This is a genomic window from Halomonas sp. QHL1 (genome assembly GCF_001882345.1).
Lineage (GTDB): Bacteria > Pseudomonadota > Gammaproteobacteria > Pseudomonadales > Halomonadaceae > Vreelandella.
Window position 1 is genome coordinate 393061 of record NZ_MINL01000001.1, and the last position, 13156, is coordinate 406216.

A 13156-nucleotide genomic window follows, 5' to 3' on the forward strand; every position below is an offset into this window, starting at 1 on the left:
TTGGTTTAGGCGCTCAAATTACGTTTCCACCTGGTCGTGACTCAGCAGGCGGTCGTACTCTTCCTTAACTACCTCATAGCACTCACAGACACGCTCTTCTAGTCCAGCCCTGTCTATCACCGTGATTCGTCCACGGCTGTAAGAGATCAATCCGGATTTCTGAAGCTTGCCCGCTGACTCAGTTACCCCCTCGCGACGAAAGCCGAGCATATTGGAGATCAATTCATGGGTCATGTTTAATGTATTGTTGGGTAACCGGTCGATACTGAGCAGTAGCCAGCGACATAACTGCTGATCGAGGGAGTGATGACGATTGCAAACCGCTGTTTGTGCCATTTGCGTTAGCAAGGCTTGGGTATAGCGCAAGAGCAGTCGCTGCATCGGGCCTGCGCGGTTGAATTCGTTAATGAGCAGTTGAGCCTTAAGGCGATAAGCCTGTCCAGCGCTTTGGACGACTGCTCGGTTGGGCGTGGACCCACCGCCCATGAAAAGCGACACGCCCACAACCCCTTCATGGCCTACAACAGCAATCTCCGTCGAGGTACCGCTCTCCATCACGTAGAGCAAAGAGACGATCGAATCGAGCGGAAAGTAGGCATGGCTCATCTGCTCTCCAGATTCCCCTAGCGATTGGCCCAATGTCAGTGTCACCATTTCAAGATCAGGCACTAGACGATTAAATTCTTCTTCCGGAAGTAAGCCAAACAACGCATTTTGTTGAAAATGGCGTAGCTCAATCATCAAACACCCCCTGTCATCCTTAATAGTTGCGTAGCTCTAGCTAAAACTTTCCCTGTAAGGCGCGCGTTAAAGGTTTTGTGGACGGCGAATTCACGTCGACCAATATCCTTTGGTGAAGTATAGAATATTGGGGGTTCAGTACTGTACGGTATCGCACATGAGGCTGTTCGGGCAGGATTTGGAACCGTCAGTAACTTTAAGAAAGTGTCCAAAGAGGGTGAATTTTTTTCACGCTGTGTTCGCCAACGCACGGTCAGGTGGTTATTTAACGTCTAGTCTCATGCTTAGTGCGGCGAGGGATTCGCCTAAACAGGATGTTGCATTTATTCACTGTAGGGAATGCAGTGTGGCTAAGGAAAGATATACAAGGTCGGTGCCGCAAGGAATGCGGCACAACTCTTATTATTTTCTCTAGCCCAGGACAGGCTTACACGGACGTATAGAAGATTCGCCATTTTATGATTGCGCACAGACTTGAGCTTGCGGACCTTAATGTTGGTGGAACAAGGAGAGTATTCGATGGATAACAAACATCTGGAAGATTGGTTGCGCGACGCGCATGCCATGGAAAAGCAAGCTGAGAAAATGTTGAAGTCTCAAGCAAGTCGGCTTGAGCATTATCCGGCGTTACAACGGCGTATTGAAGAGCATGTTACAGAGACCCAAAATCAGTCCATAAAATTAGAGCAGTGCCTATCTTTATTAGGTTCTGATGCCTCTGCCATGAAAGATATGGGTGGTCAATTAAGCGCGTTTGGCCAGGCTGTTGGTGGCATGATGGCTGAAGATGAAGTCGTTAAAGGCGGCCTCGCTTCTTATGCCTTCGAGCATTTTGAGATTGCCAGTTACAAAGCAATCATTAAAGCTTCTGAAATGGCCTCGCAACCTGAAATTGCTCATCTGTGTAATGAGATTCTTCAGGAAGAGATTGCTATGGCCGATTGGCTTAGTCAGAATTTGAATGATACGACTCGAACGTTTTTAGAGCGCGATAGTGAAAATCTTCGAGCTAAAACTTAACGATTTTAAACTGTACTCCAGTTAGCAAAGCCCATTCCCCAGTCCCTCGCTGGGGTTTTTTGTGGCAGTTATGTCGCGCAATAATTAGCTATTGGTAATGCTAACTTACCCATTAGTGGTGAGGTTGGCATTGTTGGGTTAAGGACTTGCGAAAAGAGGAATCACACGGCCTCTTACATGAATCGCAACATTTCTCCGAACCTAAAATATCCCTTCCCTGACGGAGCATGGTCTACCGTGAGTCTATATCGGCATCATGTATCGCCTCGCTTCCATTGAAAGCATGAATGGTGAACTCACCTGGTTGAGCACGTTTAGAGCCCAGAGCTTCCAGGGCGTGAGTCATATCCGAGCGACCCACATCCCATCGCTCGGTTAGGGAGGGCCGAGAGAAGTCGAAGGCTCTCATTTCGGAGTCGTGTGATACGCCAGCATGGCAGAGCATGAGCAGTGTGGTGGCTCTCTCAGTTTTTGATCCTTCCGCCAGGGCTGATGCTAGGGTAGGGTCCCCGCGCTGCTGTTTCGGTATCTGGTTGCCAAGTAGCCGTAACTGACGACGTAACTCGTGGCATTGCCGAAGATTCTTCAATGCCCTCCAACTCTGGGTCGAAAGAAGCAGCTCCATTTGCCGATCCATCGCTTGCCCAACGGTATTGAAGTCGGGGGCAATGCGTCTAAAAAGGTCTAGCGCAATGCACAGACGGTCATCCGTCGCTGGCTCATTCAAGGCAACTTCCAGGGGGAGATTAGACGTCATTCCGCCGTCTACCATGACTCGATCATCGATCTGTGTCGGGGGAAAAAAGGGTATAAATCCACAGCTTGCCAGAAGGTGTTCGACTGTGATGGTTACCAGGTTACTATCGAAGCGTACCTCCTCCCCGCTATTCGCATCCACGGCTACGATTACCACTCTCATCTCACCGTTATTCAATCGCTCAAAATCGACCAGCTGATCTAATCTCGCGCGCAAGGGAGAGAATTCAACGAGACCAGTATCGGTGGGCATTCCCGGTAGCATTGATAAAATGCCTGGAAAGCGCGCGCGAAAGAAAGCCGGGCTGCCGAGAAGAAGGCTTTGCAGCGCGTGCCCCCGTTTGTTATCCCATACCGTTGACCCGAAAGGGCTAAACGCCCAGGCCCCATCTTGCACAGCGGTATTCCAAAAGCTGCGAAGGACGCTGATTCGCTTCTCGGGAGGGTTGCCGGCAATTAGAGCCGCGTTGACCGCGCCGGAAGAGACGGCGAAGATTTGATCGGGGTGAAAGCCTTGCTCAACGAGCGTTTCATAAGCGCCGCCCTGATAAGCGCCCAGTGCGCTCCCCCCGGCCAGAATGAGTGTACTTTGCTCAGCCATGTCATCTCCTAATCTGGTCCGGGGCATGCCCAAAGCGGGCGATTCGGGAAATTCAGAATCCACATTCATCTAACAGCATAGCGTGCTGCAAAATACCTGCTATACCCAACATCAGCCTTTGGAGAAGTGCTGTTAACTAATATGAAGCAAGATTGGCTCATTTCCTCGTCCGCTAGGAGAATGCTATGAATCACCACACATCCTCAAAACAGACACGAACTGCGGGTGTATTGCTTGGCGTTGGGTTGGGAGGCTTTGTTGACGGTATCGCTTTGCATCAAATCGCGCAGTGGCACAACATGCTTTCTGCCAAGGTCCCGCCCAATACCATGGATGCAATGATGCTCAATATGCGGGCCGATGGTTGGTTTCACGCGGTGGTCTTCATGTTCACCCTTGTGGGGTTAATGCTCCTATATCGTGCAGCGCGACAAGGTGCATCGTTTCCATCCGAGCGTTGGTTCATTGGGCTGCTTATTATCGGCTGGGGTGTGTTCAACCTTGTGGAAGGGGTAATCAATCACCATTTGCTTCAATTGCACCACGTGCGCGACTTGCCCGTGCATCTGCCAGTCTATGATTACGCCTTCTTACTCATCGGTGGCGTTGGCTTAATTGCACTGGGGTGGCTACTCACCCGTGGGCAGGTAGCGTCTGGATCTGATCAGTGACTACCCAGAGTGTCATCTAACCAAGCCTTTCACGGGGACGGCACATTGCAGCTTTGCCTCTATACCAAAACCGTGCTTGCTTAGGGGGGTTAGATCAGAATTAACTGAAATATCGCTTTTGGCCAACAGCAGACAAAGGTCTCTTAGCACTAAAATTTGCACACATAAAAAAGGACTGCTATTACTCGCAGGCCCATGTTTACAATTTGGTATGTACTATATGGTTTAAATGTAATTAACCCCAACCTGGGAAATCCCCGAAAAAATAGAGTGATCGAGGTTAGAGTTTTCTGTATGCTAAAAGTTGGGTGATTCTGCATTAAAAAATACTATTTCTAATAACTAAATAATGGTAAATATTGATCATTATTAGCGCCGAGTTCCGACTTGCGTATATTATTATTTATAAAGGCCTTTGTAATAAATTATTATTTAAATGGCGAATAGAGGGGTCTTTTAGAATGCTCCTCGATTGTCGAATAATATTTGAGTGTAAGTTGTCGTAAGTTTTTTTGCTTGTTATTACGCTTATGTCGCTCGGGTATACTCAGGAATCGTACGTGTTTTAAGTGAAGCTGTGACTGTGTGCGGATTTTATAACCTTATGTTCGCTAACGCACGGTCAGTTTGTTCTTTATCCTCTACTATCATTCTCAGTGCGGCAAAGGATTTGCCAATACAGGAAGATGCACTTATTTTGCTGCAAGGAATGCAGTGTTGCTAACGTAAGAGATCTAGGGTCGGCGTCGCAAGGAATGCGGCGGCACCCTTATTAATTTTTCCAGTTATTGGTTGGCGATACATTGCCAGCTATAAAGCGGTTATTAAACTTCTGGAAGGGCCGCAAAACCTGAAATTACGAAAGTGTGCAATGACATACTTCAAGAAGAGATTGCGATGGCCGATTGGCTTAGCCAAAACTTAACGTTTTAAATCGTACACCATTAGACCAGTCCTCAGTCTGTCACCATGGTTTTGTGGCGGCTGAGTAAAGGAATAATCAGGTAACAGGAGTGTGCAATATGAATGCCCTGGAATTGCTCAAGCAGGACCATGACAAGGTGCGCGATCTATTGACCCAGCTTGTCAATACTACCGAGCAGGCCGCGAAAAAGCGCCCGGAGTTGCTGGCAAAGATCGAAAAAGAGCTCCATGTACACACGCAAATCGAAGAAGAAATATTCTATCCAGCCTTCTTGAAAGCGGCCAAGAAAAAGGAAGACGAAAGGCTTTATCACGAAGCACTAGAAGAACATCGCGCTGTCGAAGACCAGGTAATGCCTGACCTGAAGAAGGCCGATCCAGGCAGCACCGAGTTTTCCGGCCAGGCCAAAGTCTTGAAAGAACTGGTCGAACACCATGCGACCGAGGAAGAAGACGAAATGTTTGAGCACGCCAGTAAGCTGATCTCGGAAAATGAGCTTGAAAAGCTTGGCGAGCAAATGGCAGAGCGCAAAGCGCAATTGATGGCTGAGTAACTTCTCGCGTTACACCTTCTGAACGTCAATGATCGAGCCGGGCACAAGTCCGGCTCGATCATTGACGTTTTACGCCTTGCAGATGCCGCTAAGACTTGCGCGACGACCGGGTGCTGAACTGGCCCTTATCCGGATCGCTGTCGGGGCGACCGAGTGTATTTAGCTCCGTGTGTAGATAAATTTCCAGGCACCCTAAGGTGTCAGCTCCTGGCCGAAACAGGAATGCTCGTGCCTAGGAGCTATCGACCCATACCGGCCATTCCGACATAGGCGACAGTGCGTCGATCTGTATCGTGCGGCATTTATGATCACAGCTACGCTCTCGCCATATCCCCTTCTGTGAATGATTCTGTCAGTGTTTAAAAGCAAATAAATGGCTAGTGAGCCGTGTTGAACTGGCACATTGGTCGAATGCGAGCTGAGTCTTTAATCGTGCACCAATGGCAATGGGCTAATAAAACCCCTTGACACGTCACATCAAGCTAGCCGGGCAGATGCGTGTTAGGAGAGTGATCAATAGGAACGTGAAATGCGGTTGGTTAGATTTTACAAAATATGAGAACACTGAAAAGCAGTCACCAGTAAAAAATCTAACGCTAGACGGCGCTAGATAAATATATCTATAGTTCCACTGTCTTCACTACATGGAACCCTTTGTGGACATAACCTCGGCACTATCCCGCTTCACCCTCTCCTCAGATATTGGTTGGATACTCCTATGATCGAACCAATTCTCACGCTCTTATTGGGCATTGTCGTTATCCTGGCGATTATTGCTGTGAATGGCTACTTTGTTGCTCAAGAGTTTGCCTACATGGCAGTTGATCGCACCCGGCTTGCAGCTCTAGCCGCTAAAGGGGATGAGTCAGCTGTTCGAGCTCTGAACGTCACGAAACGTACAAGCTTTATGCTATCGGGCGCTCAGCTTGGCATCACCGTAACAGGTCTTCTCGTGGGTTATGTCGCTGAACCGCTTGTCGGTGAGTCACTCGGTGAATTATTAGGAGGCACAGGAGTCCCCATTGCTACCGGGATAGCCGTCGGAACGGGGTTAACGCTCATTGTTGCCACCATTATACAAATGGTCTTAGGTGAGCTTTATCCAAAAAACCTCGCCATCGCTAACCCCGAGCCACTGTCGCTTAGGCTTGCCCGCTCAACACTCTTTTATATGTCGGCCTTTGGCTGGCTCATTAGCTTTTTCGACAAGTCGGCCAACCTATTTTTGAAATTGCTGCGTATTGAGCCTGTCCACGACCTGGACGTAAGCGCATCCGCTAGCGATCTCCCGCATATCATTGCTGATTCGCGAGACAGTGGAGATTTGCCACGCGAGCTCTCGCTCATGATGGACCGTATTCTCGATTTCCCCCAGCGCAATGTTGAGCATGCCATGGTGCCAAGGTCACAGGTCGACTGGGTAACCCCCGAGACGAAGCTCGACGAGCTCATCGGCCTGATGGCACGTGCCCACACACGCTACCCAGTGATTGATGACGAAGATGCCCCGGTGGGTGTTGTACACCTTGCTGACGTGCTTGAACGTATCGCAGCAGGGCATAGTAATGAGCCCGTATCCTCACTGATGAGACCGGCTACGGTGCTGCCAACACTGATGCTTTTACCGGGTGCGCTTGACCAGTTAGTACACACGACGAATCAACTTGCTTGCGTGATTGATGAGTACGGTGGTTTTACTGGGGTGCTCACTATAGAAGATCTCGCCATGGAGATCGTCGGCGAGATCACCGATGAACATGATGCTGAAACCAGTGACGCTATCGTGCCTGAAAACGATACGACCTGGATCATGGAAGGCGACGTACATCTTGATGAAGTCAGGCGCGTTATTGACCATGACCTCCCTCGTGGCGATGTTGAGACGGTGGCAGGCATGCTCATCGCTGAGCTCGGTGCATTACCGAAGGAAGGTGATACGGTGACCATTGACTTGCCTGTTGATCCTGCTGAGCTGGTTGCCGAGGAACCTATGCGGCATCGTCTCGAGGTCGATGTACTGCGAATTGAACGGCATGTTCCTACAGTGGTTCGTGTTCGGTTAATTGAGCTACCCATGACAGGTGAGAATCAATGAACGATCCTCTGTTTGTCTTTATCGCCACGGTTGCTCTCATCGCCCTTAGTGCTTTATTTGTCATTATCGAGTTCGCGTTACTGGGCGCTCGCCGTCATCGTCTTGAAGAGTTAGCTGCCAACAGTTCCTCTGCACGAGCTGCGCTTCGCGGTATGAATGACTTAACGTTGATGCTGGCGGGTGCTCAGTTAGGGATTACCCTCTGCACGTTTGCGCTAGGTGCTGTAACGAAGCCTGCCGTCGATGTGTGGCTTGGCCCTATCCTCACAGCATGGGGATTACCCGACTGGGCTGCCGGTGGCACAGCGTTTGGACTCGCGCTATTTGTGGTGACCTTTCTACACTTGGTGGTCGGTGAAATGGCACCTAAATCTTGGGCCATTGCACACCCGGAGAAGTCGGCTCTAGCCATTGGTATTATCTCACGGGTATACATCTGGCCATTGCGTTCACTGTTAGGCTGGGTAAACCGTCTCGCCAACCGTCTGGTTAAAGCGTCCGGTGTCGAGCCTGTCGAAAGCGCCGCCGTGGGTGGTCAAGATATTGAAACGATTCGGCAGTTGGTTGAGCACTCAGCAAAAGTGGGAACACTGCAGCCAGAGATGCAGCAGCAGATTTCTGGCTTGATCGATTTAGGCACGCTACCAGTTGCGTCCTTGGTAACAGAGAGGGACGTGTCAGTACACGTTACAAGGGCCGCCACAGTAGCTGATGTGCGCACCGCAGCGATCCAGTCAGGTCATCTTCGCATTCTCGTATTGGGTGAGGAGGGCATTCCGCCAACGGTGGTGCACGTGCGCGACACACTGCTTGAACCCGCTGATCGGCCTGCCCACGAGCTTGCTCGGGAAGCGTTTGTGCTTGACGCTAACACACCAGTCTATGAAGCATTGGCTCGCATGCGCAAATCAAGCGTTCAACTCGCTATAATCATGACCGATGATAGCCTGCGTGGCGTTATTACCCTGGCTGATATCCTCAAACGTGTGCTCCCCTCGGAGCGTATACCTAGTGGGCACAGCTAGCCTGTGTGGGGCCTTGAAGCTGATACTAGGCCACTGGTGTATTAAAAGGCTGGGCTAAGCCCAGCCTTTGTCGACAAACGTTCGAGTTTGTCCCCATCAAGCGGCTCCGCAGGCGAATGCTGGGTTCTCTTTCGCCCAATTTCAGAGCGTGCAGTTTAGAACCTGATTTACCGAGAAGGAGATAGTGTTTTGAGAATGATACTTATTGGGAACGCTGGGTCTGGTAAGAGCACTCTCTCCAGGGAACTTATTGCTAAGCAACCAGCTGCTCGCCTGTCTTTGGACGAAGTGGCATTCTTGGCTGGAACCACTAAGAGACGACGTATCAAAGATAGCATTGCCGATGTAATGCGCTTTATTTCCGATAATGAGAGTTGGATAATCGAAGGTTGTTACTCAGATATTATTGAGTCGATACTCTCAGATTGTGAAGAGCTCATATTTCTTAACCCAGGGGTTGAAGCATGTGTTGCGAACTGCCGCGCGCGACCATGGGAACCTGAAAAGTTCAGCTCGAAAGAGGAGCAAGATAAAAACCTCGAAAAGTTAATAGAATGGGTGAGCGCCTATGAAACTCGCTCTGACGAGTATGGCCTCAGCCGACATCGAGTACTCTTCGAATCTTTCAATGGAAAAAAACGTGAGCTCAAGCATCCAAGCGAGTACGAAGTATTATAACAAGGCGTATCTGTACGCGTGAGCTAGCAACCTGGCGCTTCTGTCGGCCGACGCTTAGCTCGTCGTTTGTCCATATAAAACTTCTTTCTGTTCTGCCATTTCCAAAGCATCATCTTCTTCAATCCCAATATATCGGGCGTTGCTTTCCAGCTTCGTGTGGCCCAGAAGCAGTTGCACTGTCCTTAATTTTGCAAAGCGTATCTCGCAGGTGAGGTTTATTTAAATAATTTTCAAAATATTAAAGCTAAATATTTAAGCGTTGATTATAAGGAAATACGTATGCACGATAATAAAGTGTTATGCAATTTTCACTAGGAAGGTTTCATGGCTACGATAAGAGCACTTTATAAAGAGGATGAGCGCCAGTACATGGAGTTTAGGGTGCAGCTCACAACCGACAATAGGATAAACGAAAACAACAGGATTACTGGAATCGCAATAGAATGGGAGGAGTCATAGAATAGTTATACTAGATGGCCTTTTGTTGTTTCCCCAGCCGATGGGCATCAGGCATTCGTGGAATGGAATGGGAATAATCAGCTCACCACTGCTGGAGACGGCGAAGACAAATTGTACTCTTTGCTAAAAGCTAGCCAAACATGAGGACCTTTTATGGGTACCTACTTTGGTGACTCATCGTGGTGGGGAGCATTTCTCACCGAGTGGAAACCTACGGCTGACTTTCTCTCATCCGTATCAAGTGTCTTGCTGCTAGGGGGAGTCGTGGTGGCCTTCCTGACTTATCGTTCAGCCACCAAATCCACTCGCTTACGCAACACTCTCGATAAGATCTCCAGCTATCGACATGATGCCGAGCATTTTCAGCGCGCCATTCAGATATCGAGGCAGCACTCCTTGAGTGACGAGGAGGCCTTTGAGGCGCTGAGCCAGGATGAGCAGCGGCTTGTAATCTACCTGATCAATGAATGGGACGAGCTTGCTCTTTATATTAGACACGGGGTTCTTGATGAGAAGCTTCTTTTCCAAAATTACGGTGCAATAGCACTTGAGGTTTGGTCTCAAACACGGGGTGTCATCCGCTTCTATCAAAGAGACGATCCAAACAACTGGAAGGCATTCGACTGGCTAGCAATTCGCTGGATGGTTAAGAGAGATAGCCGTGATAAAGCGGCAAGAACAGCAGAACTTCGCGAGTTACAGCGAAGGTTGGACGATCTTCTATAAGTGGCTCCGCGTATCCTGCCACCTAACAAGGATGCAGCTGATCGCCGATGTTATATCAAGCTCATTTGAAGGGCTGCTCTTGGCCGGGTAACGTCGACTTAGCCCAGGCCGTCGTTTGTCCGTGTCAAACTTCTGTTTGCTCTGCTATTTCCAAGCGTCATCTCCCGTATCGTTCGAGACTCAGACAATCGTGCCGGAATGCTACGTGGTAGAGGGTAGTTTGTGCATTGACTCCACTGCAGCAGGCGGAAATGCAAGCCAGCTGACAGCGGGTGGGTAGACTTACCGGCCCTTGTGGGCCGGCTTTGTCGTGGAAGGCCCCTAAGTTCAGGGAGCGATGCGGGTACTGGCGTCGGTAAAGCCGGTCAGCGAAATATCCAGGTCCATGCGCTCACCGCGTGGATCAATCATGCTGAGGGTTGCCGTATTGCCACTGCGGAGTTGCTGCAACATCGACGCTTCAATGGGGACGTCAGCACGGCACCCTTGCTCCTGGCAGACCTGATAAGGGAACTGGACTGGCTCACCGTTATCCACGACCAATTGCAAGCCCGGGGCCAAGCGTACTCCCAGCGGCACGAAGAAGCTCATCACTGGGTTATCGATCTGCGGGGGGTGTTCGATAATTACCTGCATCAAAGGCTGGTCGCTACCAGGTTCAGTGATCAATTGCGCCATCGCACAAGGGGCCGGGCCCTCGGCATTACTTTGACAGCGGACTTCCCAATCCTGGAACGACTCGGTGGTGACATCATTACCGGAAGCCGCCCCCGGCTGTTGTTGGCTGAAGGCGCTGGGAGACAACGCTAAGAGCGATAATAGCCCCATCCTGCATAAGTTTTGAGTCAGATTGTGTGGCATTGGCGTACCCTCCTGTTGGTTCGCTGATGGTGAATAATAATACCTACCATGCCTGCTTGTTCGCTTGAGGTCGAGCCCCTTGGTTTACGAAAGCATGGTTGGGTGGCTCAAATCCGCTTGAGCCAGATTATTCGGTGTCCGACAAGCTCTCTTCCGTCTCTACCTGTCCGCGTCGCTGCATCCAGCGCATCACGATCCAGCACATTGCTGCCCAGCTCGCCCCAGCCGTCCAGCCGGCAAGCACATCAGTTGGCCAATGCACTCCCAGATACACGCGGCTCATGCCCACTAACAGCGTCAGCAATATCGCCAGTATCAGAAGGTAAGCCTTCAGCCTCAGCGCGGGCTGAACGCGGGTGAGTAGCGCAGCCAGGGTGAGGTAGGTCACGGCAGACATCATTGAGTGGCCGCTGGGAAAGCTCGCGGTGTAGACCATTGCTTCATGAGGTACGAGATCCGGGCGAGGGCGGTCAAAGCCGATCTTCAACACTGTACTGAGTAGTATGCCGCCGGGCACTGCAATCGAGGCAAAGAGGGCCGCTCGATAGCGTCTGGCAAGTAACAAGTAACCCAAGGCGCCTAGCGTGATGAGTACCAGCACGCCGACACCGCCAAGCGCGGTAAAGTCCCGCCCCATTTCCTCAACCCAGCCCGGCCCAATCGGGTCGCTAAGATCCGCGGGGTTGCGAAGGGCGAGCAGCAGGCTCTCATCGATGCTATGGGTCTCCCCCTCGATAACTTCTTCGGCCAGCGCGACGAACCCCCAAATCCCTCCGGAGAGAACCGCGACGCATAGCAGCATCGCTAGTTCGTAGCGGCCGAGCCGAGCCAGCAGGGAAAAGCTTTTGCGCCCAAATTGTCCAAGTTTTTCATAGTGCTTCATTGGCAACTCCTTTGCTTTGTTCCTGAATCCAACTAATAAATGATACGCAGCGTCGGTTCTAACGGTTCTAGTATGCCTGTGTTATCAATCAGCGCGGAAAACTGCGTTAACGCAAGCTCAGCAGACGGAAAACTGATTGTGGCTTTTCGTGTAAAAACAATCGCGCAAATATTTCTATGTACAGAAATGGGGTATTCACTATCCGTTATGACTGCTCAACGACAGTCACGCTGGCCTAGCAACGAAGGCGGACTAAAACGCTATTTTCTAACAGCGCTCAGTAAGGATTCACGCAACCTATTGATAATAATGGCTATCCATAACCTATGTTAAGTTAGCAGGGTAGGCATATGTTTTAGAATGACGCTAAGAAATCATTTGCCTGTGAGGAAGCCGAGTGGCTCTCATCGATTCAGTAGTGATGCGGGGCCTTAGTACCCAAGGTGTGTTGTCTTCTGAAGACAAAGCGCTATTGTTGGGCCTTGAGCTCAGCCCTCGGTATATGTCAGCAAACGAGGTGCTATGGCAGGAGAGCGCGGAGGCTGATCTGTTCTGCATGGTCAAGGAGGGCTGGGCATACTCCTATCGCAACTTGAAAAATGGTTCGAAGCAGATCCTCAAGTTCTACCTCCCCGGCGATATCATCGGCATTCGCGATTTTGGCTTCACCCGCCGTCTGTCAGGTGCGGCGATGATTAATAAAGGTGTGGTCTATCCGTTCTCATATCAGCAGCTTTTTGAACTCTTTGGGCGTTCTAACCTCGCTGTCGGCATCATGGCAACAGCGATGCGTCAGCAGGCGCAACTCTCTGAACGGTTGATTTACCTCGGCAAGTACGCAGCCCACGAGCAGCTGGCCCACTTTCTCTACGAAATTTTTCTGCGACTCAAACGGATCAACGCCGTGGAGGACAACAGCTTCCTCATGCCGCTCACTCAGGAGTTAATTAGCGACGCGCTGGGAATGAGCCCGGTACACGTGAGTCGGACCTTCTCGATGCTGCGTGAGAGGGGACTGGTGATCCGAGAGCGCCAGCACGTGATGTTGCCCGACCCTGAGGCGCTGGCGCGGCTAGTCGAGTTCAATGACAGCTACATCGATGAACTATTACCTCCCTCCTTTTCAGAACTTCTAAGAGCTAGCCCATAAAGCGACGATTGG

At 50.4% G+C, this 13156-nt stretch carries 12 protein-coding genes; 8 read left to right on the forward strand and 4 right to left on the reverse strand.

The window, feature by feature from the left end; translation table 11 throughout:
* Positions 1 to 18: 18 nt before the first annotated feature.
* Positions 19 to 741: a Crp/Fnr family transcriptional regulator gene (locus QHL1GM_RS01795; protein ID WP_139245590.1), complete on the reverse strand. Its 723-nt coding sequence runs from the start codon at positions 739 to 741 to the stop codon at positions 19 to 21.
* A gap of 519 nt (positions 742 to 1260) precedes the next feature.
* Here QHL1GM_RS01795 and QHL1GM_RS01800 point away from each other — a divergent pair.
* The gene (locus QHL1GM_RS01800; RefSeq protein ID WP_071692954.1) at positions 1261 to 1761 is read left to right on the forward strand and encodes a ferritin-like domain-containing protein; all 501 of its coding nucleotides are present in this window, start codon (positions 1261 to 1263) and stop codon (positions 1759 to 1761) included.
* A gap of 232 nt (positions 1762 to 1993) precedes the next feature.
* Here the strand turns inward: QHL1GM_RS01800 and QHL1GM_RS01805 are convergent, their stop codons facing one another.
* Positions 1994 to 3118: a patatin-like phospholipase family protein gene (locus tag QHL1GM_RS01805; protein ID WP_071692955.1), complete on the reverse strand. Its 1125-nt coding sequence runs from the start codon at positions 3116 to 3118 to the stop codon at positions 1994 to 1996.
* A gap of 185 nt (positions 3119 to 3303) precedes the next feature.
* On the opposite strand from QHL1GM_RS01805, the gene QHL1GM_RS01810 reads away from it, so the two are divergent.
* From QHL1GM_RS01810 to QHL1GM_RS01835, 6 genes are all read left to right on the forward strand, one after another.
* On the forward strand, positions 3304 to 3789 hold the full coding sequence (locus QHL1GM_RS01810) for a DUF2243 domain-containing protein (RefSeq protein ID WP_071692956.1): 486 nt from the start codon (positions 3304 to 3306) through the stop codon (positions 3787 to 3789).
* 1022 nt (positions 3790 to 4811) lie between these two features.
* Positions 4812 to 5267, forward strand: a complete 456-nt coding sequence (locus tag QHL1GM_RS01815; protein ID WP_071692957.1) for a hemerythrin domain-containing protein — start codon at positions 4812 to 4814, stop codon at positions 5265 to 5267.
* Between the two features lie 718 nt (positions 5268 to 5985).
* Positions 5986 to 7362 carry a hemolysin family protein gene (locus tag QHL1GM_RS01820; RefSeq protein WP_071692958.1) on the forward strand — a complete coding sequence of 459 codons (1377 nt, stop codon included), beginning with the start codon at positions 5986 to 5988 and terminating at the stop codon, positions 7360 to 7362.
* A complete protein-coding gene (locus QHL1GM_RS01825) occupies positions 7359 to 8387 on the forward strand; it encodes a CNNM domain-containing protein (RefSeq protein ID WP_071692959.1) in 1029 nt (342 codons plus the stop codon). The genes QHL1GM_RS01820 and QHL1GM_RS01825 overlap by 4 nt, the downstream gene beginning before the upstream one ends.
* A gap of 195 nt (positions 8388 to 8582) precedes the next feature.
* Positions 8583 to 9065: an AAA family ATPase gene (locus tag QHL1GM_RS01830; RefSeq protein ID WP_071692960.1), complete on the forward strand. Its 483-nt coding sequence runs from the start codon at positions 8583 to 8585 to the stop codon at positions 9063 to 9065.
* 612 nt (positions 9066 to 9677) lie between these two features.
* The gene (locus tag QHL1GM_RS01835) at positions 9678 to 10250 is read left to right on the forward strand and encodes a DUF4760 domain-containing protein (RefSeq protein ID WP_071692961.1); all 573 of its coding nucleotides are present in this window, start codon (positions 9678 to 9680) and stop codon (positions 10248 to 10250) included.
* 327 nt (positions 10251 to 10577) lie between these two features.
* On the opposite strand, the gene QHL1GM_RS01840 is transcribed toward QHL1GM_RS01835, so the two are convergent.
* Both QHL1GM_RS01840 and QHL1GM_RS01845 read right to left on the reverse strand, forming a co-directional pair.
* Positions 10578 to 11111 carry an invasion associated locus B family protein gene (locus QHL1GM_RS01840; RefSeq protein WP_071692962.1) on the reverse strand — a complete coding sequence of 178 codons (534 nt, stop codon included), beginning with the start codon at positions 11109 to 11111 and terminating at the stop codon, positions 10578 to 10580.
* A 127-nt stretch (positions 11112 to 11238) separates the two neighbouring features.
* Positions 11239 to 11994, reverse strand: a complete 756-nt coding sequence (locus tag QHL1GM_RS01845) for a phosphatase PAP2 family protein (protein WP_071692963.1) — start codon at positions 11992 to 11994, stop codon at positions 11239 to 11241.
* 397 nt (positions 11995 to 12391) lie between these two features.
* On the opposite strand from QHL1GM_RS01845, the gene QHL1GM_RS01850 reads away from it, so the two are divergent.
* A complete protein-coding gene (locus QHL1GM_RS01850; RefSeq protein ID WP_083570947.1) occupies positions 12392 to 13144 on the forward strand; it encodes a Crp/Fnr family transcriptional regulator in 753 nt (250 codons plus the stop codon).
* Positions 13145 to 13156 lie beyond the last annotated feature (12 nt).